25 protein-coding genes are annotated in these 25885 nt (G+C 64.2%); 17 read left to right on the forward strand and 8 right to left on the reverse strand.

What is annotated here, in order from left to right; all coding sequences use genetic code 11:
• The first annotated feature begins 7 nt into the window (after positions 1–7).
• The 4 genes from DZK26_RS05315 to trmB all read left to right on the forward strand — a co-directional run bounded on the left by DZK26_RS05315 (position 8) and on the right by trmB (position 4138).
• A complete protein-coding gene (locus DZK26_RS05315; RefSeq protein ID WP_147316859.1) occupies positions 8–1972 on the forward strand; it encodes a hypothetical protein in 1965 nt (654 codons plus the stop codon).
• 186 nt (positions 1973–2158) lie between these two features.
• On the forward strand, positions 2159–3052 hold the full coding sequence (locus tag DZK26_RS05320; protein WP_116898437.1) for an EamA family transporter: 894 nt from the start codon (positions 2159–2161) through the stop codon (positions 3050–3052).
• Complete coding sequence (thiS, locus tag DZK26_RS05325) at positions 3030–3230, forward strand: sulfur carrier protein ThiS (RefSeq protein WP_116898436.1); 201 nt, start codon at positions 3030–3032, stop codon at positions 3228–3230. Before DZK26_RS05320 ends, thiS begins: the two co-directional genes overlap by 23 nt.
• 224 nt (positions 3231–3454) lie before the next feature.
• Positions 3455–4138, forward strand: coding sequence for a tRNA (guanosine(46)-N7)-methyltransferase TrmB (gene trmB / locus DZK26_RS05330; protein ID WP_220337172.1), 684 nt, complete (start codon positions 3455–3457; stop codon positions 4136–4138).
• On the opposite strand, the gene DZK26_RS05335 is transcribed toward trmB, so the two are convergent.
• Together DZK26_RS05335 and DZK26_RS05340 are read right to left on the reverse strand one after the other, a co-directional pair.
• Positions 4122–5009, reverse strand: a complete 888-nt coding sequence (locus DZK26_RS05335) for a polyprenyl synthetase family protein (RefSeq protein WP_116898435.1) — start codon at positions 5007–5009, stop codon at positions 4122–4124. The two genes, trmB and DZK26_RS05335, sit on opposite strands and share 17 nt — an antisense overlap.
• Positions 5010–5036: 27 nt before the next feature.
• The gene (locus tag DZK26_RS05340) at positions 5037–5846 is read right to left on the reverse strand and encodes an outer membrane protein assembly factor BamD (RefSeq protein WP_116898434.1); all 810 of its coding nucleotides are present in this window, start codon (positions 5844–5846) and stop codon (positions 5037–5039) included.
• 82 nt (positions 5847–5928) lie between these two features.
• On the opposite strand from DZK26_RS05340, the gene rluD reads away from it, so the two are divergent.
• The 9 genes from rluD (at position 5929) to gcvT (ending at position 17484) form a co-directional block, all read left to right on the forward strand.
• Positions 5929–6879, forward strand: a complete 951-nt coding sequence (gene rluD, locus DZK26_RS05345) for a 23S rRNA pseudouridine(1911/1915/1917) synthase RluD (RefSeq protein ID WP_116898553.1) — start codon at positions 5929–5931, stop codon at positions 6877–6879.
• Complete coding sequence (gene pgeF / locus DZK26_RS05350; RefSeq protein WP_116898433.1) at positions 6866–7510, forward strand: peptidoglycan editing factor PgeF; 645 nt, start codon at positions 6866–6868, stop codon at positions 7508–7510. The genes rluD and pgeF overlap by 14 nt, the downstream gene beginning before the upstream one ends.
• Before the next feature lie 281 nt (positions 7511–7791).
• Positions 7792–9447 (forward strand): CTP synthase, encoded by a 1656-nt coding sequence (locus DZK26_RS05355; RefSeq protein WP_116898432.1) that lies wholly within the window; start codon positions 7792–7794, stop codon positions 9445–9447.
• Entirely contained in the window at positions 9444–10268 is an 825-nt protein-coding gene (gene kdsA / locus DZK26_RS05360; protein ID WP_116898431.1) for a 3-deoxy-8-phosphooctulonate synthase, read from the forward strand. Before DZK26_RS05355 ends, kdsA begins: the two co-directional genes overlap by 4 nt.
• A 177-nt stretch (positions 10269–10445) precedes the next feature.
• A complete protein-coding gene (eno, locus tag DZK26_RS05365; RefSeq protein ID WP_116898430.1) occupies positions 10446–11732 on the forward strand; it encodes a phosphopyruvate hydratase in 1287 nt (428 codons plus the stop codon).
• Positions 11733–11768: 36 nt separating this feature from the next.
• Positions 11769–13562, forward strand: coding sequence for a monovalent cation:proton antiporter-2 (CPA2) family protein (locus DZK26_RS05370; RefSeq protein ID WP_258870878.1), 1794 nt, complete (start codon positions 11769–11771; stop codon positions 13560–13562).
• Positions 13563–13703: 141 nt separating this feature from the next.
• A complete protein-coding gene (locus tag DZK26_RS05375; protein WP_116898428.1) occupies positions 13704–14783 on the forward strand; it encodes an extracellular solute-binding protein in 1080 nt (359 codons plus the stop codon).
• The gene (locus DZK26_RS05380) at positions 14767–16374 is read left to right on the forward strand and encodes an iron ABC transporter permease (RefSeq protein WP_220337170.1); all 1608 of its coding nucleotides are present in this window, start codon (positions 14767–14769) and stop codon (positions 16372–16374) included. Before DZK26_RS05375 ends, DZK26_RS05380 begins: the two co-directional genes overlap by 17 nt.
• A gap of 36 nt (positions 16375–16410) precedes the next feature.
• The gene (gene gcvT, locus DZK26_RS05385; RefSeq protein ID WP_116898427.1) at positions 16411–17484 is read left to right on the forward strand and encodes a glycine cleavage system aminomethyltransferase GcvT; all 1074 of its coding nucleotides are present in this window, start codon (positions 16411–16413) and stop codon (positions 17482–17484) included.
• Here gcvT and DZK26_RS05390 read toward each other — a convergent pair.
• Positions 17481–17966 (reverse strand): asparaginase domain-containing protein, encoded by a 486-nt coding sequence (locus tag DZK26_RS05390; RefSeq protein WP_116898426.1) that lies wholly within the window; start codon positions 17964–17966, stop codon positions 17481–17483. The two genes, gcvT and DZK26_RS05390, sit on opposite strands and share 4 nt — an antisense overlap.
• A 76-nt stretch (positions 17967–18042) precedes the next feature.
• Between DZK26_RS05390 and DZK26_RS05395 the strand changes: the two genes are divergently transcribed.
• Positions 18043–20655, forward strand: a complete 2613-nt coding sequence (locus DZK26_RS05395; protein WP_147306666.1) for a hypothetical protein — start codon at positions 18043–18045, stop codon at positions 20653–20655.
• A 19-nt stretch (positions 20656–20674) separates the two neighbouring features.
• On the opposite strand, the gene DZK26_RS05400 is transcribed toward DZK26_RS05395, so the two are convergent.
• From DZK26_RS05400 to arsC, 3 genes are read right to left on the reverse strand one after another with little or no spacing between them, the layout of a single operon-like run.
• Positions 20675–21010 carry a DUF2069 domain-containing protein gene (locus DZK26_RS05400; RefSeq protein WP_116898424.1) on the reverse strand — a complete coding sequence of 112 codons (336 nt, stop codon included), beginning with the start codon at positions 21008–21010 and terminating at the stop codon, positions 20675–20677.
• Positions 21010–21606, reverse strand: coding sequence for an NAD(P)H:quinone oxidoreductase (wrbA, locus tag DZK26_RS05405; RefSeq protein WP_116898423.1), 597 nt, complete (start codon positions 21604–21606; stop codon positions 21010–21012). Before wrbA ends, DZK26_RS05400 begins: the two co-directional genes overlap by 1 nt.
• Positions 21603–21953 carry an arsenate reductase (glutaredoxin) gene (arsC, locus tag DZK26_RS05410; protein ID WP_116898422.1) on the reverse strand — a complete coding sequence of 117 codons (351 nt, stop codon included), beginning with the start codon at positions 21951–21953 and terminating at the stop codon, positions 21603–21605. Before arsC ends, wrbA begins: the two co-directional genes overlap by 4 nt.
• Positions 21954–22008: 55 nt before the next feature.
• Here arsC and DZK26_RS05415 point away from each other — a divergent pair, with 55 nt between their 5' ends.
• The 3 genes from DZK26_RS05415 to DZK26_RS05425 are packed head-to-tail and all read left to right on the forward strand — an operon-like array spanning position 22009 to position 23994.
• Positions 22009–23286 (forward strand): virulence factor BrkB family protein, encoded by a 1278-nt coding sequence (locus DZK26_RS05415; protein WP_181918403.1) that lies wholly within the window; start codon positions 22009–22011, stop codon positions 23284–23286.
• Entirely contained in the window at positions 23283–23732 is a 450-nt protein-coding gene (locus DZK26_RS05420; RefSeq protein WP_116898420.1) for a TlpA disulfide reductase family protein, read from the forward strand. Before DZK26_RS05415 ends, DZK26_RS05420 begins: the two co-directional genes overlap by 4 nt.
• Complete coding sequence (locus tag DZK26_RS05425) at positions 23719–23994, forward strand: acylphosphatase (protein ID WP_116898419.1); 276 nt, start codon at positions 23719–23721, stop codon at positions 23992–23994. Before DZK26_RS05420 ends, DZK26_RS05425 begins: the two co-directional genes overlap by 14 nt.
• Positions 23995–24146: 152 nt before the next feature.
• Here the strand turns inward: DZK26_RS05425 and rnhB are convergent, their stop codons facing one another.
• Both rnhB and lpxB read right to left on the reverse strand, forming a co-directional pair.
• Positions 24147–24734 carry a ribonuclease HII gene (rnhB, locus tag DZK26_RS05430; protein WP_116898418.1) on the reverse strand — a complete coding sequence of 196 codons (588 nt, stop codon included), beginning with the start codon at positions 24732–24734 and terminating at the stop codon, positions 24147–24149.
• Positions 24721–25878 (reverse strand): lipid-A-disaccharide synthase, encoded by a 1158-nt coding sequence (gene lpxB, locus DZK26_RS05435; RefSeq protein WP_181918402.1) that lies wholly within the window; start codon positions 25876–25878, stop codon positions 24721–24723. Before lpxB ends, rnhB begins: the two co-directional genes overlap by 14 nt.
• Between the last annotated feature and the right edge of the window lie 7 nt (positions 25879–25885).

Consider the following 25885-nt stretch of genomic DNA (forward strand, 5'->3'; position numbering starts at 1 on the left):
ACTGGTCATGCTGCTGCTAGCGCTGTCGGTCCCCGCATGGGCTGAGGAATTCACGGTTTCTCCGGGATTGAGCGCCTATTGGTACAACCCTGACCGCAACGGAGAGGGTCTGGTGCTCGAGATCCTGGATGAAGAGTCGGCCGTGGTCTATTGGTTTACCTACGATGAAGCGGGCAAGCAGCTGTGGCTGCTGGATGTGGGAGCAATCGATGGCGATCGGATCGTGTTTCCGGAACTAACGGTCACCCGCGGCGGCCGCTTCGGCCCGAAATTTGATCCGGATGCCATTGAACAACAGGTTGTGGGCGAAGCCGTGCTGAGTTTCAGCAACTGCGATTCTGCCGAGTGGAGTTACTCGGTTTTCGGCCATGGCCAGAGCCTGGCGATGACGCGCCTGACACAGACCATGGGGGCCGGTTGCCAGCCGCTCAACGGCGTGCCGGGGCAACCCATATCGAAATATGCGGGGCAGAGCGGCTCCTGGTACGACCTCTCCCATGCCGGTGAGGGCTTCGTCCTGCAATGGCTGGCGAACGGCAAGGCGATACTGATCTGGTTCAGTTACGACAGTGAGGGCGAGCAGTACTGGATGCTGGGGACCGGCCATCATGAAGCAGGCCGAATCGAGTTTCCGATGCTGAACTCGACCCACGGCGCGCGTTTCGGCGAGGGCTTCGACAGCGAGGATGTCGAACAACGCGAGTGGGGTTCGCTGAGCCTGGAACTCGGATGCTCGGATGGCCAGGCCGACTATCAGTCCGAATTGCCCGGGTTCGGTTCGGGCGAGTTCGACCTGACGCGCCTGAGCCGACTGGCCAGTCCGGACTGTCCCTATCAGGCGCCATCGTTGAGTGACCTGTATGAATTTAAGCTGCAGGAAATCGAATTCCGGCCGGTAGCGGATACCTCCACGGCGGTGATGCGCGATCTCAACATTGCATCACTGGACATTGCCGACGACGGTACGGTCGTGTCCAGTCGCGGGCGGTCCGGGGGGCGGTTTGACGTCATCGAGTGGTCGCCGGAGACCGGCGAACTGACGGTCCACGAGGGTGATTTTGCCAGCACCGATGTGTGGGTCACGCCCGACAAGCGCCTGCTGGCCACGCGCAGGCGGGAAATCTCCGACGAACATGTCCTGGAGCCGCTCTGGCTGGCTCCCGGCGCCGCGGATTGGCAGGTGGTGCCGGGACTGGATTCCGGCGACGACATATTGCGCGGCGTCTCGGTCAACGGCGACTGGCTGGCCGGTACCGGACGGGACGACGAGGACCGCAGCGAAGTCTGGATCTGGAGCGAGGCCGAGGGTCGAAGGCGCCTGCCGATTGGTGAAGGCATGTTCGCGCCGCGACCCTATGACCTTGCCGATGACGGCGGCCGGGTCGTCGGCCAGCAGTCGTTGGTCAATTCGAGCGTTCGCACGGAGGTCGCCTCGCGCTGGGTCGATGGCGGCGCGCCGCGGGTTCTGCGTGACAGTGACGGCAACGTCCTGGGCTGGGCCATGGCCTGCAGCGCGCGCTGCGATGTCGTGGCCGGGACCCTGCACGGCGGCGAAGTGGACCTGGATCATCCCCGCGCCTTCGAATTCTGGGTCTGGACCGAGGACAACGGCCATCACTACCTGGGCGAGATCCCCGGTGCCGTGCGCAGCACCATTCCGCCCTCCAACCTGGTGTGGGACAGCTCGGCAGACGGGTCGGTATTCGTCGGCCGCTATCTGAAGTGGCTGCCGAATCTGACCACTCCGGTCTCCCGCCCGGTGTTATGGACGCAGGCAACCGGGCTGGTGGCGCTCGAAGAGGTGCTCGACGGGGTCGAGGGCTGGGATGACAACTGGGAAGACCTGACGGCCCGCGCGGTGAGCCCAGACGGGCGGAAAATGCTGCTCGAAGGCGAATACCGCTACGAGCCGGAACAGACCTTGGGACGATACGCCCGCGCCCAGGTGCTGACCCTTACTCCCCGGCGGTAGCTTCACCCGCTCTTCAGTCAGCGATGTTTGTATCGGTAGACGATTTTTCATTACGCCTGCTGACCGAATAAGATCCTGGCTGGTTTCCGGAGCAGCAGCCATGCCGCAGCTCGCTGGGCAGACAGAAGGCAGGTTCTCTGTAAACGTTCATAATAATCTCTGGTTGACAGCGATAACGGTCGCTCGATGAATTTTCTTTGGCTCGTGACACTGGTCTGGGCGTTCAGTTTTTCGCTGATCGGGGTTTACCTGTCCGGCCAGGTGGACGACTTCGTCTCCGTTTTCCTTCGCGTGGTGCTCGCGCTGGCGGTTTTCGGACCGCTGCTGTTGCGTACCCGGCCCGATTCGAGAACAGCTGGGTCGCTGATGGCCATCGGGGCGGTACAGATTGGGCTGATGTACCTGTTCCTGTTCCATGCCTACGCTTACCTGAGCGTTCCCGAACTGCTGCTGTTCACGATCTTCACGCCGCTGTATGTAACCCTGATCGACGAGGTGCTGATCGGCCGGCGTCATGTGCCGGGGCGGTTCTGGCTGGGCGCGGGCCTGGCCGTCGGCGGAGCGGCGATCATCCGCTTCGGCGCGGTTAGCCCCGATTTCCTGACGGGTTTCTGCCTCGTGCAGGCCGCCAACCTTTGCTTTGCCGCCGGGCAGGTGGCCTACAAGCGGCTCGAGCTGGGGTCTACGGCCTCGCAGGTGCAGACTTTCGGCCTGTTCTTCGCCGGGGCGACGCTGGTGGCCGGGCTGGGCATGCTTCTGTTTGCCGACCACGCGCGCTGGCCGACCACCGGACTGCAATGGGGCATTCTCCTGTGGCTGGGACTGGGCGCTTCCGGGCTGGGCTACCTGGGCTGGAACCTGGGCGCCAAGCGGGTCAATACCGGCCAGCTCGCGGCGATGAACAACATGCTCATCCCCGCCGGCATTCTGGTGAACTTCATCTTCTGGAACCGCGACGTGGACTGGCTGCGATTGCTGGTTGGCGGGCTGGTGATCGGCCTGGCCGTGTGGGTGTGCCGGGAGGCGGGCCAAGCTACAAGGCGGTACAATCCGGGGCATGGAAGTTCGACTCAACGGTGAAACCCAAACGTTCTCCGACAACTTGACGGTTGCCGGTGTGCTCGAGGAACTCGGCTACGACGAACACGGCGTGCGGGTCGTGCGCAACGGCGAACGCGTACCCGAATCGCAGTTTGCCGAGGTGACCATCAACCACGGCGACCGGGTCGAGATCGCGGAGGACGGCGGGGGCGGTTGATCGCCCGGACGCTGGCGCGATTTTCCCGTCGACCGGCGCGCCAGGATCCAAGGGTATCGTTGGCTGGTTTGCTTGTTCGCTGGTTTGCTGGTTCGACTTCGGAAAAGCACTGCAAAGAGCCTCTGGGCCCTTGCCTGCGAACGTATGCGGCGGGTCATCTACAATCTTGCCAACCAGCCAACCAGCCAACCAGCCAACCAGCCAACCAGCCAACCAGCGAAGCAGTGAACAAAGAAACGCACCTCCGTCGCATCCGCAGCTTCGTGCGCCGGCCCGGGCGCCTGACGCCGGGGCAGCGTCGCGCACTCGACGAGTTGCTGCCCCGCTACGGCATTGACCCGGATGTGGCCGATTTGCGCCAGGCTTTCGAGCGTTCGGCACCGCTGGTGGTGGAAATCGGCTTCGGCAACGGCCAGGCGCTGGCCTGGATGGCGGCCAACGAGCCGGAGAAGAATTTTGTCGGCATCGAGGTGCACGAGCCGGGCGTGGGGCGATTGCTCAAGAGCGTCGAGGACGAGGGTCTGGACAATGTGCGTGTTGCGATGCGTGACGCCGTGGAGGTGCTGGCCGAACAGGTCGTTCCGGGCAGCCTCGACGAGGTTCGTATCTATTTTCCCGATCCCTGGCCCAAGAAGCGCCACCACAAGCGGCGCCTGATCCAGTCCGAATTTCTCCGGCAATTGGTTCAGCGCATGAAGCTCGGCGGCCTGCTGCACCTGGCCACCGACTGGGCGCCGTATGCCGAGTGGATGGTCGAGGCCATCGCCGAGGTGCCGGCCCTGGAGCCGGTGGGGGAGCCTTATTCTCCGAGACCGTCCTGGCGTCCGCAGACGCATTTCGAGCGTCGCGGCGAGAGGAAGGGCCACGACATCGCCGATATCCTCTGCCGGGTCAGAACCGCCGATTGATCAGGCGCTCGGCGAGCCACTCGAGGCCGTCGGTATCACCCTCCACTTCGGTCAGGGCTTCGGCGGCTTGTTCGGCGAGTTCATCGATGCGGCTGCGCGCGGCATCGATACCGAACAGGGCCGGCCAGCTTGCCTTTCGGCGGCTGGCGTCGCTGTCGCTGGGCTTGCCGATGGATTCGGTGTCGCTCTCGATCTCGAGCAGATCGTCGCGGATCTGAAAGGCCAGCCCGATGGTATCGGCAAAGCGCGACAAGGCCTGGTATTGGCGTTTTTCGAGCTCCGGACGCAGTGCGGCCGGCATCATCACCGATACATGGATCAGGGCCCCGGTCTTGCGGCGGAACATGTCCTCGACCGCGGCCCGCTGGGGTGTTTGTCCTTCGAACTGGAGATCGAGCGCCTGACCGCCGGCCATGCCGATCACGCCGCAGGCGCGCGCCAGTTGGGCACTCATGGTTCGCGCCGCTGTGGCATCGCCGACTTCGGTCAGTATCTCGAAAGCCATGGCCTGCAGGGCGTCGCCGGCGAGAATGGCGGTGGCCTCATCGAAAGCCAGGTGCACCGTCGGCCGACCGCGGCGCAGGTTGTCGTCGTCCATCGCCGGCAGGTCATCGTGAACCAGCGAATAACAGTGGATCAACTCGACGGCCATGGCCGGCGCATCGAGCTGGTCATGCGGCAGGCCCAGCGCCTCTCCGCTGGTGTAGACGAGCAGGGGGCGCAGGCGTTTGCCGCCGCCGAGCGCGGCATAGCGCATGGCCTCGGACAGCTGGGCACCGTTGGCGGGCAGTGCCGCGAGCCGGGACCGCAGGGATGTTTCCGTGCGCCGAATCAGTGTCTCGGCGCGCTGGGCGAAGGCTCCATCAGGCATGGGTCAGCGCGTGGCGCCGGAAGACTGTCAGTCGAACGGCCAAAGCTTGTGCCAGAACCCGGTTTTTTCTTCCTCCAGTTCGGCGTCCGGGTAATTGTGCTCGATCACGCGTCGCGTATCGGCGGCCAGTTCAGGCAGGTCGAGTCGGGAATAGGCGCGCGCCATCAGGTCGAGCGCGTCGATGTTGGCCGGCGCCTGGGGAAAGTTCTCGATGACGTGCTCGGCCCGGTTGATAGCGGCGATGTAGGCGCCGCGTCGGAAATAGTATTCGCCGATGACGACATCCTGCTCGGCCATGACGTTGCGCAGGAACACCATGCGCTGGCGCGCGTCGGCCACGTAGCGGCTTTCGGGGAAACGGCGGATCATTTCCTGGAAGTCCATGAAGGCCTGCCGTGCGCTGGTCTGGTCGCGATCGACGACCTGGCCGGGAAAGAGGCGCCGCAGAAAGCCCATGGCCTGGTCGTAATTGACCAGGCCCTTGAGATACCAGGCGTAGTCGACGTTGGGGTGCGTGGGATAGGTGCGAATGAACCGGTCCAGCGTGGTGACCGCCTCTTCCGAGTTTCCGGCCTTGTACTGGGCATAGGCCATGTCGAGCTGGGCCTGCTCGGCGTGTCGACCGAACGGGTAGCGCGTGGTCAGTTGCTTGTACCGATCAATGGCCTGGGGCCAGGCCTGGGCCTGGAGTGCCGAATGGGCCCGTTCGTAGAGTTCCTCGGCCGGAACAGTGTCGTCGACTTCCTCGCGGCTGCAGCCGACGAGCACCAGCACCAGAGTGGCGGCAAGCAAAACGGCCGGGCGAAACAGGCGACGGGCTGAAGCGGAATTCTGCATAATGCTCTCGTATTCGAATAAGGGCGGTGCGGCGCGCCATTATGCCATCCTCACGCGAATCTTGTCCGCCAGCCTGACAATCATGGCAACCCAGGTAAACAAGGAAGAGCGCATCGACTCGATTCATGCCGGGCAGCGCCTCGATGCGGTGCTGGCACAACTGTGGCCGGAATTCTCGCGCAGCCGGATCACCGGCTGGATTCGCGATGGCCGTCTGCGGGTCGACGGCGAGACGGTCAAGCCGAAGCTGAAGCTGGCTGGCGGTGAGCGGGTGGCTCTTTCCGCCGAGTTGGAACCCCACTCGGAACTCCAGCCGCAGGCGATCGAACTCGACGTGTTGGTCGACGACCCCGCCTTTCTGGTGGTCAACAAGCCGCCCGGACTGGTCGTACATCCTGGTTCGGGCAACCCCGACGGCACGCTGGTCAACGCCCTGCTTCATTTCGATCCCGGCCTGGCGCCGCTGCCGCGCGCCGGGCTGGTGCATCGTCTGGACAAGGACACCAGCGGCTGCCTGCTGATCGCGCGCACCACCGCCAGCCACAAGCATCTGGTGGCCGCGCTGAAGCAACGCGAGATCAAGCGCCGCTACCAGGCGCTGGTCTGGGGCGAGATCATCGCCGGTGGCCGCATCGACGAGCCGCTCGGTCGCCATCCGGTGGACCGTCGGCGTCAGGTTGTGCGCCATGACGGCCGACGTGCGGTCACGCATTATCGTGTCGCGCAACGGCTCAAGGGCGCGACCCTGCTCGATGTCGAGCTTGAGACAGGCCGCACCCATCAGATCCGCGTGCACATGGCGCATATCCGCTATCCCATCATCGGCGACCCGGTCTACGGCCGGCGCGGCGCGCCGGCCGGGCTGAGCGAGGCGCAGCGCAAGGCCTGGCAGCACTTCCCCCGCCAGGCGCTGCACGCCTGGCAATTGCGCTTTGCGCACCCGGAAACCGGCGAGCCGGTCGAGGCTTGTGCGCCCGTTCCCGACGACATGCAGCGACTGATTGATATCCTCGTGCGCGATGAAAGTCATTGAGCCCGGCTGGCCGGTTGACGAGCGCACCGGCGCATTCACTACCACCCGCGACGGCGGAGACGATCCGCTTGAGGCCGCCGAACTGCCGGCCGAGCCACACTGGCTCGAACAGGTGCACGGTTCGCGCGTCGTCCACCTGGCCGATTGGCGGCCCGGTATCCAGGCGGATGCCGCCTGGACCGACCGCGCTGGCGAGGTGGTGGTCATCAAGACTGCCGATTGCCTGCCCATCCTGCTGGCCGACCGCGATGCCGGATTCGTTGCCGGCATCCACGGCGGCTGGCGATCGCTGGCCGATGGCATCATAGACAAGATGCTCGCGGCCCTGCCATCGGGCGCGGACCTGCGCGCCTGGATCGGCCCGGGGATCTGCGCTGGCTGCTATCAAGTCGGCGGCGAGGTGCGGCAAGCCTTCGTCGAGTTCGATCCGTTGCTGGCCGCGGCGTTCGAGGCCGACGGCGATCGCTGGCGCGCCGACCTCAAGTGGATTGCCGCCCACCAGCTGCGCGCCGGCGGCGCCGAGGTGTTCGACTGCGGACGCTGCACCTTCGAGGAGGCCGACACCTTTTATTCCTTCCGGCGGGAGGGCAAGACCGGGCGGATGGCGTCGTTAATTTGGCTGAAGGAGTAGAAGCGGTGGCTCTTCGGGCCGGCCGGAAGATGTGACGGCTTTGAATGATCAATTTTCAAGCACCAATTCTCAAACAAGGACCAATGTTCGAATGATCAATGTCCGAAACCGCCCGGACTGGTATCGCAGCCGTCTCCTGTTTGGGTCATTCGGACATTGAAAATTGGTTCTTGTTTGAAAATTGAAATTCGGAATTTGGTCATTGAGCTCCCCAAGGGGGTTTTCCGCCCGATATGGGTTACAATGCTCTCCCGGATTCACTGCAGCATGGATGTCCGGGCATGACCTCTCTTATTTTCGTTACCGGCGGTGTCGTTTCATCGCTGGGCAAAGGCATTTCAGCCGCCTCGCTGGGCTCCATCCTGGAAGCCCGGGGGTTGCGCGTGACGCTGCTGAAACTCGATCCCTATATCAACGTCGATCCGGGCACGATGAGCCCGTTCCAGCACGGCGAGGTGTTCGTCACCGAGGACGGCGCCGAGACTGACCTGGACCTGGGCCATTACGAGCGCTTCGTGCGCACGCGCATGACCCAGCGCAACAACTTCACCACGGGGAAGATCTACGCCAACGTCATCGCCAAGGAGCGCCGCGGTGACTACCTGGGCAAGACCGTGCAGGTCATCCCGCACATCACCGACGAGATCAAGGACTCGGTCAACCAGGCCGTGGAAGGCTATGACGTGGCCCTGATCGAGATCGGCGGCACGGTCGGCGACATCGAATCGCTGCCCTTTCTCGAGGCCATCCGCCAACTCGGCAGCGAGTACGGTCGTCAGGCAATCTTCATGCACCTGACCCTGGTGCCGTATCTCAAGGCCGCCAACGAGATCAAGACCAAGCCGACGCAGCATTCGGTCAAGGAGCTGCGCTCGATCGGCATCCAGCCCGACGTGCTGCTGTGTCGTTGTGAGCGCATGCTCTCCGACGAGGAGCGCAAGAAGATCGCGCTGTTTACCAACGTCTCCTATGAGGCCGTCATCTCGGCCGTGGACGTCGATTCGATCTACAAGATTCCGCTGTTCTACCACCGCCAGGGGCTCGATCGCATCGTGCTCGATCGTCTGGGCATCAAGGCCTCGTCGCCGGATCTGTCCGATTGGGAAGAAGTGGTCGAGCGCCAGGCCCGGCCGAAGTACGAAGTGACCGTGGCGATCGTCGGCAAGTATGTCGAGCACGCCGATGCCTACAAGTCGCTCAACGAGGCCCTGCTGGCCGGCGGCTTCGAGGAGTGGGTTAAAGTGAAGATCAAGCCGGTCGAATCCGAGGAGATCGAATCCAGTGGTGTCGGCGTTCTCGAAGATGCCGACGCCGTCCTGGTGCCGGGGGGCTTCGGCCAGCGCGGCTTCGAGGGCAAGATTTCCGCGATCCGCTACGCGCGCGAGAACGGCATTCCCTACCTCGGCATCTGCCTGGGCCTGCAGGCGGCGGTGGTCGAGTACGCCCGTAACGTCTGCGGGCTCGAGGGTGCCAACTCCACCGAGTTCGAGCCGGATGCGAAGCACCCGATCATCGGCCTGATTACCGAGTGGCTCGACGAGAAGGGGCGGCGCGAGCTGCGTGATGAGAACGTCGATCTCGGTGGAAGCATGCGCCTGGGCGCGCAGCGCTGCAAGCTGGTTTCGGGTTCGCTGGCGCGCAAGCTCTATGGTGCAGACGAGATTGTCGAACGGCATCGCCATCGCTACGAGTTCAACAACGCCTATCGCGAGCAAGTGATCGAAGGCGGCATGAAGCTGGTCGGTTTTTCGGTCGACGACATGCTCGTCGAGATGATCGAGTTGCCGGATCATCCCTGGTTCGTGGGCTGCCAGTTCCACCCCGAATTCACATCGACCCCGCGTGACGGGCATCCGCTGTTCTCCGGCTTCATCCGGGCCGCGTTGGCGCAACAGGAAAAAGCAAGCGGCAAGCCGCCCAGAGCGATCGAGGCATGAAGCTCGCCGGTCACGAAGTCGGGCTCGACCAGCCGCTGTTTCTGATTGCCGGTCCCGACACGCTGGAGTCGGAGGCGATGTGCCTGGAGGTGGCCGGGCATCTCAAGGAAGTCACCCAGCGCCTGGGCGTTCCGTACGTATTCAAGGGTTCCTTCGACAAGGCCAATCGGACCTCGGTGAAGAGTTACCGCGGGCCCGGGCTGGAGGCGGGACTGAAGATTCTCCAGGCGGTCCAGTCGCAGATCGGTGTGTCGGTGATCACCGACGTGCACGAGGACACGCCGATCGACGAGGTCGCCGCCGTGGCCGACGTGCTGCAGACGCCGGCCTTCTTGTGCCGGCAGACCAATTTCATCCAGAACGTCGCCCGCGCCGGCAGGCCGGTCAACATCAAAAAAGGCCAGTTCCTCTCACCCTGGGAGATGAGCAAGGTCGTCGAGAAGGCGCGCGAGACCGGTAATGACCAGCTGATGGTCTGCGAGCGCGGCTACATGTTCGGCTACAACAACCTGGTGGTTGACATGCGCTCGCTGGCGATCATGCGCGAAACCGGCTGCCCGGTGGTCTTCGACGCCACCCATTCGGTGCAACTGCCGGGCGGGCAGGGCGAGTCCTCCGGCGGCATGCGCGAATTCATCCCCGTGCTGGCCCGCGCCGCGGTGGGCGCCGGCGTGGCCGGCATCTTCTGCGAAACGCACCCGAAACCCGAAGAAGCCCTGTGCGATGGTCCCAACTCAATGCACCTGTCCGACATGGAAGGTCTGCTCGAGCAGCTGGTCGCCATCGATCGGGTGGTGAAGCAGGCTTCCATTAAAAAATAATTGTCCACAGATGAACACAGATAAACACAGATAGAAAAAATCCTCTTTTAAGCGTCATGGGCGACACCAGAGGTGTGTGCATGACTCGGCCACGGATAACTCTGATCACCCCATTGCTTGTTCTTCATCTGTGTGCATCTGTGTTCATCTGTGGACCATTGAATTAAAGGTTTTTACATGAAAATCACCCAAATCAACGCAATAGAGATTCTCGATTCCCGCGGCAATCCCACGCTGGAGGCGGAAGTCACGGTGGAAGGTGGCCATGTCGGCCGGGCGGCGGTGCCCTCGGGCGCTTCGACGGGTGCGCGGGAAGCGGTCGAGCTGCGTGACGGCGACAAGCGCTATGGCGGTAAGGGCGTGCGAAATGCCGTTGCCAGCGTCAACGGCGAGATTGCCGACGCGATCAAGGGCATGGAGGTCACCGACCAGGCCGGCATCGACAAGAAGCTGATCGAGCTCGACGGCAGCGAGAACAAGTCGCGCCTGGGCGCCAACGCATTGCTGGGTGTCTCCCTGGCGGTCGCCCACGCCGCGGCCGCCGCGCAGGGCCAGTCGCTGTGGGAGTCCCTGCTCGCCAACTCCGGCCAGAAGGCGAGCCTGCCGGTGCCGATGATGAACATCCTCAACGGCGGCGCGCATGCCGACAACCGCGTCGATATCCAGGAATTCATGATCATGCCCGTGGGGCTGCCGGACTTCCCGAGCGCCCTGCAGGCCGGCACGGAGGTGTTTCATGCCCTCAAGGGCATCCTGCGCCAGCGCGGGCTCAATACGGCGGTCGGCGACGAGGGCGGTTTCGCGCCCGATCTCAGTTCCAACGAGGCCGCGCTCGAGCTGTTGATGACGGCCATCACCGAGGCCGGCTACGAGCCCGGCAAGGACATCTACCTGGCCCTGGATGTGGCCTCGAGCGAGTTCTACCGGGACGGGCAGTACGTGCTCGATGCCGAAGGCCGGGCCTTCGACAGCACCGAGTTCGTCGACTACCTGGCCGGCATGGTGGATCGCTATCCGATCATTTCGATCGAGGATGGCATGAGCGAGGACGACTGGGACGGCTGGGCGGAGCTGACCCAGGGTATCGGGGGCAAGGTGCAACTGGTCGGCGACGATCTGTTCGTGACCAACACGGCCATCCTGCAGCGCGGCATCGATGAGCACATCGCCAACGCCATCCTGGTCAAGCCCAACCAGATCGGCACGTTGTCGGAAACGCTCGATGCCATCGCCATGGCGCGCAATGCCGGTTTCGGCACCATCATCTCGCATCGCTCGGGCGAGACCGAGGATGTGACCATCGCCGACCTCGCCGTGGCTAGTGATGCCGGGCAGATCAAGACCGGTTCGCTTTGCCGTTCGGATCGCGTGGCCAAGTACAATCAGCTGCTGCGTATCAATACGCGACTGGGCGATGCCGCAAGCTATGATGGGCGGCATGTCTTTGCGCGCTTTCTCGACTGATCGCAATGAGTTGAACCGGGGGCGGCCGGCGTGAGCATGCTGGCCGAGGTGATCATCTTCCTCGCCGCTGCGGTGGTCATGGTGCCGCTGGCCCGTTGGGCGGGTCTGGGTGCCGTGCTGGGTTTTCTTGCGGCCGGTGTCCTCATCGGCCCGTGGGTGCTCGGCCTGATCGACGAGGTCGGGACCATCCTGCATTTCTCCGAACTCGGCGTGGTGCTGCTGCTGTTCCTGATCGGCCTGGAGCTCAAGCCTTCCCGGCTGAGGGTGTTGCGCCACGTGGTTTTCGTCGTTGGATCGATGCAGATCCTGATGACGACCCTGCTGCTTTGGCCGTTGGCGACCTGGTGGGCCGGCAGCTGGGGTATCGGACTGCTGATCGCCGTCGTCCTGTCGTTGTCGTCGACCGCCATGGGCGTGCAGATTCTGGCGGAGAAAAAGCAGCTGGGCGCGCCCCACGGCCGCCAGGCTTTCGGCATCCTGCTGATGCAGGACATTGCCGTCATACCGCTTCTGGCCATTATTCCCTTGTTCGCCGGCGGTGAAGTCGAGACCGATGTCGACGGCTCCATTCTGTTCGGGCTGTTGCAGGCGACCGCTGTCATCGTCGGTCTGATCCTGGCCGGGCGTTTCCTGCTGCGTCCGACCCTGCGCGCCATTGCCGCGACCGGCGTGCCCGAAGTGTTCGTGGCCATGGCCTTGCTGGTGGTGTTGGGTACCGCCGTGCTGGCCGACTATGCGGGACTGAGTATGGCGCTGGGTGCTTTCCTGGCCGGCGTCTTGCTGGCCGACTCGGAGTACCGTCACGAGATCGAAGCCGCCATCGATCCGTTCAAGGGCCTGTTACTGGGACTGTTCTTTATCGCTGTGGGCATGTCGATCGACTTCGGCCGGGTGTTGGCCTCGCCGCTGGTCATCCTTGCACTGGTGGGGGTGATCATGGCGGTCAAGTTCCTGGCCCTGCTGCTTGTCGGGCGCATCGCACGGCTGAACCGCACATCGACTGTCGCACTGGCCATGGCGCTGCCGCAGGCCGGCGAGTTCGCCTTCATCCTGTTCGCCGTGGCGGTCAACGAGGGGGTGATGACCGCCAACCAGGTCGATCCCCTGATCGTGGCCGTCACCATCTCGATGGCGCTCACGCCGCTGATGTACTTGATCAACGAGAAGTGGCTCCATCCCTGGCTGTCCGGCTCCGAACCCCAGCCGGAGCCCGATCGTATTCCGGACGATCACGGCGAGCCGCGCGTGATCATTGCCGGATTCGGGCGTGTCGGCCAGATTGTCGGGCGCAACCTGTCGATGCTGGGCATTCACTTCACCGCGCTGGACAACAATCCCGAGCACGTCGAGTTCGTACGTAAATTCGGGCACAAGATCTTCTACGGCGATGCCAATCGACTTGACGTACTTCGGGCCGCGGGTGCGGGGAAGGCCCAGTTGTTCATCCTCACCATTTCCAACCCCGAGCGATCGATTCAGACCGCGCAGATGGTGCGTCGGCATTTTCCGGATCTGAAGATCGTGGCCCGTGCCCGAAACCGCGACCACGCCATGGAACTGATGGCTCTGGGCGTCGACGAGGTGATTCGCGAGACCTGGCTGTCGAGCCTGGCCATGGCCCGCGACGCGCTGCGTGCCGTCGGTGTACGCAAGGCCGATCGCTACGTCGATCTTTTTGCCGAACACGACGAAGCCACATTGCGCGAGCAGATCCAGCATCGGGGCGACCAGAAACGTCTGGCGCGCATCGAACGCAAGAGCCGCGAGGAGTTGGAGGAACTGTTCAGCGAGGATCGCCGCCTGCTCGAGGAGGGTCGTGAGCAGGATTGAGCCCTGGTGGGTTCATTTTTGACCAGCATCAAGTGAAAGCGGATGTGAGCCACTAAACTGCCCGGGTGAGCATATTGTTGTAAATGCAAATCGTTATCAGTAAAATTGACGATCCTTTTCGCAATCGAGTGAATCCGACCCATGCGTATTCTGCTTTCGGCACTGCTGCTGGCCCTTGTGACCGCCTGTGGCCCTGAATCCTCCGACACAAGCACACCCGAAACCGCTGCTTCGGAATCGGTCGAAGACGAATCGCTGGAAACCGCGGAGCCGGCCGCGGCCGAACCGGCCCGATTGGTCGTCTACACTTCACGCCAGCCGCACTTGATCGAGCCCCTGTTCAATCGCTATACCGAGCAGACTGGCATTGACGTCGACTACATCAACGATAACGAAGCTGCATTGATCGAGCGTCTTGACGCCGAGGGCAGTGAAACCGTGGCCGATGTGTTCATGACCGTCGATGCCGGCAATCTCTGGCACGCGGCCGAGCGCGGGCTGCTTCTGCCGATCGACTCGGAATCGCTGAACGCCGCGGTGCCCAAGGCCCTGCGCGACGACCAGGGCCGATGGTTCGGACTGTCGGTACGTGCGCGCACCATCGTTTATCACCCCGAGCGCGTCGACGCCGAAGCGCTTTCCACCTATGAAGCCCTGGCTGGGGAGGCGTGGGACGGACGCCTGTGCCTGCGTACCTCCCAGAAGGTCTATAACCAGTCGCTGGTCGCCATGCTCATCGAGCAGCACGGCGAAGCGAACACCGAGGAGATCGTACGCGGCTGGGTCGACAACCTGGCCACCGAACCGTTCTCGTCCGACACCCGCCTGATCGAGGCGATCGAGGCCGGGCAGTGCGATGTCGGCATCGTCAATAGCTACTACCTGGGCCGCAAGCTGGTCGAGGACGCGGATTATCCGGTCACGCTGTTCTGGGCCAACCAGGAGACCACCGGTACCCACGTGAATGTCTCCGGTGCCGGTGTGACCCGCCATGCACCGCGGCCGGAAGCCGCGCGGGCATTGCTAGAGTGGCTGGCCTCGCCCGAAGCCCAGGCCGAATTCGCGCAGAACAACCTGGAGTTTCCGGTCAACCCGAACGTCGAGCCGCGCGGCATCGTGAAGGAGTGGGGCGAGTTCCGTGCCGACGACACGCCCTTGCAGATTGCCGGTGAGCGCCAGGCCCAGGCCGTGCGCCTGATGGACCGTGCCGGCTACCGCTGAGGCGATTTATCAACGGCTTTGGCCGCGGGCCGATCGGCGCTGGCTGATCGGTCCGCTGCTTTTGCTGGTCGGCATCCCGCTGCTGATGCTGCTGACCAGCTGGGTCCAGCCCCAGCCCGAGATCTGGCAGCACCTGTCCAATTACCTGTTGCCCCGGCTGATCGCTCACACCGGGTTGATGATGGTCGTCGTCGGCCTCGGCGTGGCCGTGCTCGGTGTCGGTCTGGCCTGGCTGTCGGCGTGCTGCGAATACCCCCTGCGCCGAATTCTCGACCCCCTGCTGGTGCTGCCGCTGGCCTTTCCCACCTATGTGCTGGCCTTCATCTACCTGGGCATGCTCGACTATACCGGGCCCGTCCAGACGCTCTGGCGCGACTGGTTCGGTTCCTCGCCCGCCCTGTTGGAGGCGATCAGCCGGCCCGGTGGCGTACTGTTCATCCTGGTGCTGGCCTTCTATCCGTACGTGTACCTGCTGGCTCGCGCGGCTTTTCTCGGCGGCGGTCTGGCCGCCTTCGAGGCCTCGCGCAGTCTCGGCCAGGGTCCGGTCCGTACCTTTTTCCGCATCAGCCTGCCCATGGCGCGCCCGGCGGTCGTCGCCGGACTGGCGTTGGCATTGATGGAGACCCTGGCCGATTTCGGCGCCGTCTCGATCTACGGATTCGATACCTTTACAACGGCCATCTACCGAACCTGGCTGGGCATGTTCAATCTCACCGCCGCGGTCCAGTTGGCCTCCATCCTGATGCTGTTCGTTTTTCTGCTGCTGGGCGTTGAACGCCTCAGCCGCAGCAGCCGCGTGAGCCAGGCTGAACGGCGGCCCACCGGTCATCGAATCCGGCTGGTCGGTGCACGCGGCTGGTTCGCGACCGCGTTGCAGCTCGCGGTGCTCCTGGTCGGTGTCGTGTTGCCGCTCATCCAGTTGCTGGTCTGGGCCTGGCCACAGATGTCCGGTCTGCTCGATACCCGACTCGTGCGTGTCGTGGCCAACACGATGGCGCTGGGGTTTTCTGGCGCCATGGCGGTGGTCGTGGGCGGCATCCTGCTGCTGGCGGCGACCAATCGGACTTCCAAGCGCCAGCAGCTGCTCGGCGAGGTGGCGGCCCTGGGCTATGCCATTCCCGGCACCGTGCTGGCGGTGGCCATCATGCTGGCGTTTCTGCAGTTCGATCGCATCGCCGGTACCGCGCTGGCCGGCGGAATGGCCGCACTGGTCATCGCCTACCTGATCCGCTTTCTGCGGGTCGCCTGGGGGCCGCTGGACAGCGTTGCTGGACGGATACGGCCCCAGTACGTGGAGGTCGCGCGCAGCCTGGGCGTGCCGCGGTGGTATCGCCTGTGGCGTGTCAACCTGCCCCTGTTGTGGCCGGGTCTGATCACGGCCTTTCTGCTGGCGCTGGTCGAGGTCGCCAAGGAAATGCCCGCGACGTTGATGCTCCGCCCGTTCGGCTGGGAAACGCTGGCGGTGCGCATCTATGAACTCACGGCCGAAGGCCAGTGGGAGATGGCTGCCGTGCCGGCCCTCATACTCGTGCTGCTGGGCGCCATTCCGGTCGCCGTGCTGATTCGGTCGGGGCGTGTGCGGGCGATATAATGACGGCTTGATTCGCACCACAGACACTGTATTGAAATGAGTTCGAAAACCCCGCTTCACGCCGCGCACGTCGATGCCGGCGGCAAGATGGTCGACTTCGCCGGCTGGGAATTGCCCATCCACTACGGCTCACAAATGGAAGAACACAGGGCCGTGCGCGAAGCCGCCGGCATGTTCGATGTCTCGCACATGACCGTGGTGGATATCCGCGGCAGCGGAGCCCGGAACTATCTCCGCCACCTGTTGGCCAACGATGTCGCCAAGCTAAAGGAAAAGGGTCAGGCGCTCTATGGCTGCATGCTTAATGAGAAGGGCGGGGTGATCGATGACCTGATCACTTACTGGCTCGACGACGACTTCTATCGAACCGTGGTCAATGCAGCCACGCGCGAAAACGATCTTGCCTGGATGCGCCGAGCCGCGGCGGATTTCGACGTCGAAATCAGCGAGCGTGACGACCTGGCGATGGTTGCGGTCCAGGGCCCCGAAGCGCGTGAGAAGGTGATCGACGTGCTCGGCGCCACCCATGCCGAATCGCTCAAGCCGTTCCGTGCGACGACTCACGGCGACTACTTCATCGCCCGGACCGGCTATACCGGCGAAGACGGGTTCGAAGTGCTGCTGCCCACCAGCGAGGCCGAAGGATTCTGGAAGGCGCTGCTCAATGCCGGGGTGCAGCCCTGCGGCCTGGGCGCACGCGACAGTCTTCGCCTGGAAGCCGGGCTCAACCTCTACGGTCAGGACATGGACACCACGACCACGCCGCTGGAGTCCAATCTGGGCTGGACGGTCGCATTCGAGCCGGACGACCGTGACTTCATCGGTCGCGCGCCGCTGGAAAAGCAGAAGGAAGATGGCGTACCCAGACAACTCGTCGGCCTGGTGCTGGGCCGCGGCGGCATTCCCCGCAGCGGCGCCACGGTGCATACGGCGGCTGGCGAAGGGCAGGTGACCAGTGGGGTGTTCGGTCCCACGACCCAGTGTCCGGTCGCCCTGGCGCGCATTCCCGCCGGCGAGTTCGACGAGGTCGAAGTCGAGTTGCGCGGCCGCAGGCTCACCGCCCGCGTGGTCAAGCCGCCGTTCGTCAGGCAGGGCAAGGTAAGGATTTAAATCGCCTCGAAGCGATTCTCCGAGCGGTTCTTGCGCACGGTCTTCGGGTCCCAGATGCGACCGTTCATGACGATCCACACGCCTGGCGGCAGGGCCTGGACCGCCCCGACGGCGCAGCCGATATTGAATACGGCATCCGAGTCGATGAAGCGCGCGGGGTTGAGTGCGCCGGTCAGGACAATGACGCGATCGCCCACGTCTCCCAAGGTCGCGGCCGTCTCGACCATGGTGTCGGTGCCGTGGGTGATCAGGTAGTGGCCGTCGGTGCTGGTCATCACCGCCTGACGCACCAGGTCGCGATCGGCCTCGGACATGTTGAGCGAGTCCTTGCGCATCAGTGCGCGAATTTCCCAGTCGAACGCAACATTCATGGCCTCGAGAATGCGCCCGATCTCCGGTTCGCCGATCTGGTAGTCGGATTTGTCGTCGTAGTAGATCTTGTCGATCGTGCCGCCGGTCGTGAGGATGTTGAGTTTCTTCAAGGCGATTTTCCGATGGTTCTTTGCGTGCTGTGGGTGAATGCGCGAATGACGCAAGCCATCGAGTAGTATAGCGGCCATGAGATACGGCCCGACGAGCGTTTGCCTGGGATTCACATTGGCGCTGCTGATCTTCAGCGTACCTGCGCCCGCACAACCGGTGCCCGAGAATGTGCTGGCCCTGCACTGGCATCCGGCGACTGCCGATCAGGCCCGAAACAGGACGCTGGCCGCGGCGGCCTGGCTCGAGCGTGGCGGGGAGCCGAGCGAATGGCCACAGGCTGTCGAAGCGATCGCGTTGCGGCTTCAGCCCGCGATCGGGCGCACGGGACCGGTGCAGGTCTCGCTGATGGATGGATTGATGGCCTGGCTGGTTCGCCAGCGCGAGTTCAATCTCGGCCAGTCGGATGCAAGCTTTCCCGAACCCGAACTGGCCGGCGTGGCCGAATTGCTCGAGCGCGAGCAAATCGCCGGCGAGCTGGCCCGGATGCGGGTTGTCGCTGCCTACCGTGCCAAGGGAATCTGGGACCGCGTGGCCGAGGTCCTGGGGGAAGAAGATCGGACTTCGCTCACCGACTACTGGCGACCCTTGCTCGAGGAGTTCGACGGCATCGGCGAAGCCGGGGCCGAAACGGCCGTTTCGCACGCACGCGAGCAGGCCGGGCGCGTGCGGGATTTGTCTGCGGTTGATGCAACGGCCGAGCGCCTTCCGATACGGGATGCCATTTTGCGTGCCGAGGCTCGTCAGGCCTGGCAGGCAGGGCGATTGCTCGACAGCGTGTGGTTCACGTTTGAAGGGCTGGCCAGGCTGACCCAGCACGATGGTTCGCCCAGCACCATGGCCGCCGAATGGTCGGACTGGCTCGAATCGATCGAGACAGGCCGGGAAGAGGCCGTGCGCCTGGTCGATATGGACCTGCCCGTCATACTGGCCATGCTCGGCGATGCCGCCGACTATCTGGCCTCGCCCGACCAGGCCACCCAGTCGGCACTTGTCGAGTTGGCCGATACCTATGCTCGTCTGGCGCTGTTCGCTCCGGATCTGGCTTTCTACCTGGATCAGCCGGTTCGAGAGCGGGTGCGACGGGTCATTGCCAACTGCAACCCCGATCCCCTCCTGGTCGGGCCGTTGCCGCGAGAGGTTTTCGAACGCTGTGCCCGTAATCTCGAGGAAATGCTCACGAGCGAACTGGTCAGCGAAGAACTGGTCGGTGAAGCCCAGGGGCCGTTTGCCGCGGAATTCCTGCGCCGTGAATTCGGCCTGGTGAGCTGGCAGCGCGCAGCCTATCTCGATGGGCACTTCAACTGGCTGCTCGAAGCGCAGTGCCAGCCGCCTGGATGGGTCAACGTGCTCGAGTGGTCACTGCTGGTCGATCATCTGGTGCGCTGGGTGTCGCAGCGGCCGGTATTTTTCACCGGCGGCGCCTGGCGCGATACCGTCGATGGACTCGCCGGGCAAATGCGCCAGCAGGCAACTGCCAACGTCGAATGGATCGACTGCATTACCGGTCGGGGGGGGCGTCGTCGTGATCCGGTGATTCGCCTGCTGACCCGACACCGCGCTGCGCTCGGTGAGGTCGACCGTCTGATCAGTGAGGCGAGAGCGGATTTCTACGAGGCCAATACGCGCCCGGGGGCCGACATCGATCTCGACGGTACCGCCGACCAGGTCACGGCATACCGGCCGCAGGGTCTTACCATCGGGCCATGCCCGGAAGCCAACACCTGCGGCGCCCGCGTCGAGTTGCCGGCCAGCCGGGCCGTGCTGGGGTTGTTTCCCAATGCTTTCCTTCTGGCCGATCAGGTCGGCATGGGCGAGCTGCGGCTGTGTTACGACCAGGTCCGCTGGGTGGAACGCGCCATGGAGCCCGCTCGCAGGCGGGCGAGCCGGGTTGCAAACTACTTCGGCCGCCTGAGTTTCGACCTGGTCGGCACTTTCCGGAGCGATGAGAAAGACCGGACGGTGTTTCGCTACCGCCTGACAGACAGCGAAACCAGCCACTATCTGTTCGCCGCCGAGAGCGAAAGCATTCTCGCGCAGGATTGTCCGGTCGAGCAGGTCGGCAAGGCCGTGGCGAGCGAGCTACCCCAGGGTCATCCGGGCCTGGTTCCCAATCGGCTGACCTATTTCGCCAGCACACCGACCACGCCGGAGACCAAACTGCTGGCCAACTGGAATCAGGGTGCCGAGTGGCGTGACTGGTTCGTCACGGTCCGGCGCGTGACCGAGATCGAGACCGCTGACCCGGCCGACATGGAGGTGGCCGTTCAGGCGCGGCTGGCCGAACTTCGCGCGCAGCGCGAGCGGCAGTTGCTTGCACCACTGATCAATCCACCGCAAGCGGGAGACGAATCTCAGCTGGCGCTTGCGATGGCTCGCGTGGTCGATACCGCGGCCCTGCTTCGCCGCGTACTCGAGTTGCACTATCCGCGCATCATCCGCCAGCACGCGCCGGTCCGTGCGATGCTGGCTGGTACACAGGGTTTGATCACACGCGACCGTGTTCGTCGATTGCGTGATGATGGTGTCGTCGCCAGCCGCATACCGGGCCTGGGGCTGGATCGGGCCGAACGTCTGCGCCGGGCCTGGATGAATCTCCCCGAGTCGCTGCGTGAACAGGGGCAACGCGCGCCGGAAATCGACTACGGCCTGGAACGGCTGGCCCGGCTTGAGCGCGAAATGACGCCCTGACGTTCGTGACCGGTCGGACTCAGCGCGCCTGCCCTCGCCCGAAGCGAATCGCGGAGATCGCCGTGAAGTACATGCCGATGAGCACGACCTGGATCATGGCCGGCAAGCGCGCGGCCGGATTGACCCAGGCCTCGGAGACGGCCAGGCAGAAGTGCACCAGCAGTATGCAGCCGGCCACCACCAGGGCCGCTTTGTTCAGGCGCCAAACGAAGGGCAGGGCGATTAACAGGGGCAGGCCCATGATCGCGATGGCCATCCAGGCCGGCATCAGTTCCGGCGGTGCCAGCCAGCCGAACCAGACCGGCTGAAGCACGATCAGTCCGACCAGAGACCAGCGGCAGGCGCCCGGACCCATCAGGCCCGTGCCCCGAGTCGTGCGGCTACCTCGGCCAGGCGGCGGCCCAGGGCGCGGCAAAGACGGCGTTCGTCGTCGTCGAGTGCGCGGTCGGAATCGGTGCCGGCCACATGACTGGGTCCGTAAGGCGTCCCACCGCCGCTCGTACGGCTGAGTTCCGGCAGCGTGTAGGGCAGGCCGACGAGTACCATGCCGTGATGCAATAGCGGCACCATCATGCTCAGAAGTGTCGACTCCTGACCGCCGTGGAGCGTGGCCGTGGAGGTGAACACGCCGGCGGGTTTGCCGACCAGCGTGCCGGAAAACCACTCGCTCCCGGTGCTGTCGAGGAAGTACTTGAGCGCCGAGGCCATGTTTCCAAAGCGTGTCGGACTGCCCAGGGCCAGTCCGTGGCATTCGGCCAGGTCCTCGCGGCTGACCCGGGCCGGCCCGCCGGTGTCGATCTCCCGGGCGGTTTCGTCGGCCGGGGAAACGGAAGGCACGGTGCGCAGCCGCGCCTGGCAGCCATCCACCGACTCTACGCCGCGCGCGATCTCGCGCGCCATGTCGCGGGTGTTGCCGTGGAGCGAATAGAACAGAACCAGGATTTCGGTCACGGCAGTATCGCTTCGACGGCTTCGGGTGGACGACCGATTCTGGCCTGCTGCCCATGCACGACGATGGGTCGCTGGAGCAGTTTCGGGTGAGTACAGACCGATTCAATCAGCGTCTCGTCGTCGAGAGACGCTTCGGCCAGGCCCAGATCCTTGTACTCGGCTTCGCCCGAGCGGATGATATCGCGCACGGGGACACCGAGTTGATGGATGATACGCTTGAGCTCATCGGGCGTTGGCGGTTGTTTGAGATACTCGACGATCTCCGGCTCGATGCCGCGGTCGCGAATCAGCGCCAGGGTCTGCCGACTTTTGGAACAGCGTGGATTGTGATAAATCGTGACGGACATGAATTCATCCGAATCTCGACAGGACAGAAAGCGTAGCGTACCCGCTCGGGACGCGGTGTCAACGCAGCCGGCGCCGACCTGGCTGGATGCATTGATCGATCCGGGCTGGTTGCGCGCCTTCGGGCAGCATCTGTGGCGCCATTTTCGCGAAGACCGCAGCTTCGAGGCAGCCGCTGCCCTGAGCTATACCAGCCTGCTCGCGCTGGTACCGTTGATGGCGGTGATGCTCGGCGTGATCTCGGCTTTTCCGGTGTTCGATCAGTGGGCGACTGAACTGGAGAGCTATATCTTCTCCAATTTCGTGCCGGCCGCCGGCGATGCCGTCCAGGAACACCTCAATCAGTTCGTCGAGCGCACCGCCGGGCTGACCGGGGCGGGCACGATCTTCTTGATCATCACCGCACTGTTGCTGATGTCGACCATCGAGCGCAGTTTCAACCGGATCTGGCGCGTGGCCAAACCGCGCGGAATCGCCGGCCGTTTGCTGACCTACTGGTCGGTGCTCACGCTCGGACCGTTGCTGATGGGCGCTTCCCTGGCGCTCACCTCCTATCTCGCGGCCGTGCCGCTGCTGGCGCCGGAGGCCGTGCGCGGTGTGCTGCAGGCTTTCTTCCTCAACCTCACCCCCTTCTTCGTGGCCATGATCGGTTTTGCCCTGGTCTTTCTGGTGGTGCCCAACCGGACGGTGCGTCTGCGACACGCCTTGGCCGGCGCCTTTATGTCGGCTGTGTTGTTCGAACTGGCCAAGCGCGGCTTCGTGCTTTACGTGACGCATTTCCCGACCTATGAAAAACTTTACGGTGCCCTGGCCGCGGTGCCGATTTTCCTGGTATGGATCTATGTTTCCTGGGTGGTGGTCCTGCTGGGCGCGAGCGTGGCCGCGGCACTGACGACCTTCAACTACCGCAAGAGCGACTGGCGCTGGTCGAACCGGCATGAACTGGTACTGGCGCTGCGCCTGCTGGGGCATTTCTGGCATGCCCAGCGACAGGGCCGGGCGCTGTCGCAGCCTGATCTGCTATCGCGCGAACCGGCCGCCAGCGATTCGCAGATCGGGCGGATTCTGGACTGGTTCCACCAGGCCGGCTTCATTCATCCCGACGACAACGGCGACTGGCTGCTTTCGACGGATCTCGAAGACATCACGCTGGCGGAACTCTATTGCGCCGGACCGTTCATACTGCCCATCGGCGAGCTGCAGTCGGTTCCCGTCGAGAGTCATTGGGATCGCGCGATCGTCGATAGCCTGCAGGCGGTCGACGAGGCCGGTCGGCCGGCCATGAACCGATCGATCAAGGCATTGCTGAAGTTTCAGGTAGGAGAACTTTCATGAGATTCGTATGGGTCGTGCTCGTATTGCTGGCCAGCCCGGTCGTCGCCGAAGTCGATTTCGAGTTGCCGGCGCTCGATGGCGACCGGCACAGGCTGTCCGATTACCGCGGCCAGTGGGTGGTGGTCAACTACTGGGCAACCTGGTGCAAGCCCTGCCGCAAGGAAATTCCCGACCTGTCTGAAATGCACGACAGCCGTGAAGACATCACCGTGCTCGGGCTGGCTTTCGAGGATACCGATCCGGCCGACTTCAAGCAGTTCCTTAAATCCTACCCGGCCAGCTATCCGGTTCTTCTGGTCGATGTCTACGATCCGCCGGCCGACCTGGGTCCGCCACGTGTGCTCCCGACGACCCATCTCATCGACGGCGAGGGCGCCATGGTCGAGACCTGGCTGGGACCGGTCACCAGCGAAATGATCACGGAGTGGATCGATGAGCAAGAGTGAGACGCGCAAATGGCTGATTTCCGGCCGCGTTCAGGGCGTTTTCTTTCGCGAATCGACGCGCCGCCAGGCCGAACCGCTGGGCCTGTCAGGCCACGCCGTCAATTTACCCGATGGCCGGGTCGAGGTGGTGGCCACGGGCTCCCCTTCGGCGCTCGATGAACTCGAGCGCTGGCTGCATGATGGCCCCTCGGCGGCGCGTGTCGACAAGATCGAACAGGCCCAGGCACCCGAGCGCGTCTCTCCCGGTTTCTTGACCGGCTGAAGCTCTGGCAGGCCCGGACTAGAACGAAGCTAGCCGGATGCCAGCATCAGGTCGGCCGGAACATCGAGCTGAAGGCGGCTTTCGCCCGGCTCGAGCACAGCGGCCGTCTGGGCCATTGCCGTGTTCTCACGGACCTTCGGATCCGAGTTTCCTTAGAAAAGGGAGGCCTGGTGCACGGGACGGAAACTGCGACGGTGGGCCGGACAGGGACCGTGGATCTCGAGGGCCGCCAGGTGCGCGGCCGTGGCATAGCCCTTGTGCCGGTCGAAGCCGTAATGCGGCCACTGCTCGTGGAGTTCGAGCATCAGGGCATCACGGTGAACCTTGGCCAGGATACTGGCCGCCGAGATGGCTCGGTCGAGCCGGTCGCCGCCGATCACGGTCTGCACCGGCCAGGGCAGTCGGGGCGAACGATCGCCGTCGATCCTGACCAGCACGGGATCGAGGGCGAGGGCTTCGAGCGCTTCGCGCATGGCCTGCAAAGTGGCCTGGAGAATGTTGAGGCGGTCGATCTCGCCCGGCTCGACGACCGCCAAACCCCAGGCGACGGCTCGTTGGCGGACGCTGTCGGCGAGCTTCTCGCGGCGCGCGGCCGACAATTGCTTGGAATCGGCCAGCCCGGTGATCGGACGTCGTGGGTCGAGCACCACGGCCGCGGCGACGACGGGGCCGGCCAGCGGTCCGCGGCCGGCCTCGTCGACGCCGGCGATCGGGCCGGTGCAGACGTCAGCGGTGGTCATGATGGATCAGGTCCAGCAGGGCGCTGGCCGCATTCTTGCTCGCGCCCGCGGCCAGTTCCCTGCGACAACGCTTGGCTGCCGCTTGGTAAGCAGCCAGACGGCCGCTGTCGTCGATCCAGGCCAGCGCCTCACGCCCGAGCGCTTCCGGCCGCGCCTGCTGCTGAACGAATTCCGGCACCAGTGCGCGGCCCTGCAGGATGTTGGGCAGTGCGATGAACTGTGAGCGCACCAGGCGCAGGCCGCGGAGCAGCCAGTAGGTAGCCGGTGCGAGGCGGTAGTAGACGACCAGCGGGCATTCGAGCAGGAAAGCCTCGAGCGTTGCCGTGCCCGAAGCGCTAACGGCCGCGTCGGCTTCGGCCAGGCCTTCGCGCGTTTGGGCACAAACTACCTCGACGCCCGCCTGCCTCAGGGGCTCACCGACGAGGCGGTCGATTAACTCGCGGTGGGCTTCGCGGGCAAGCAGCATGGTCAGTCCCAGAGCCGGACGGTGCTGTCTCAGCCAGCCGGCGGTCTCGGCCAGCAGCTCGGCATGACGTTCGATTTCACCGCGTCGGCTGCCGGGAAGCAGGACGATCCTGTTCCCTTGCCCTGTTTTCGATTTTCGCCCGTCGAGCAGCCGAGGCAGGCTCGCGATTTCGTCTGCCAGAGGGTGGCCGACGAAGCGGCTGGCGAGGCCGTGGGCGCGAAAAAGAGCCGGTTCAAACGGGAAAAGCGTCAGCAGCAGATCAGTAGAACGGGCCACCGAGGCCGCCCGACCCGGGCGCCAGGCCCAGACCGTGGGTGCGACGTATTGCACCGTGCGCAGTCCCCGGCGACGAAGCTGACGGGCCAGGCGCAGATTGAAGTCGGGGGCATCGATGCCGACGAATGCATCCGGCTGCCATTCCAGGATACGCTGCCGAAGTTTGCGACGGAATCGAAACAGGCGCGGCAGGTGGCGCAGAACCTCGGTCAGGCCCATGACGTTGAGTTCGTCAAGATCGAACCAGCCCGTGACGCCGGAGTCTCGCATGGCCTCGCCGGCCACGCCGGCCAGTTCGATGTCGGGATCCTGCTGCTTCAACTGCCGCGCCAGGCTGGCCCCCAGGGCATCGCCGGAGGCTTCGCCGGCAACGAGCACGATGCGCGGGGGCCGGCGGTTCACGCTGCAG

Source organism: Wenzhouxiangella sp. 15190 (genome assembly GCF_003417465.1).
GTDB lineage: Bacteria > Pseudomonadota > Gammaproteobacteria > Xanthomonadales > Wenzhouxiangellaceae > Wenzhouxiangella.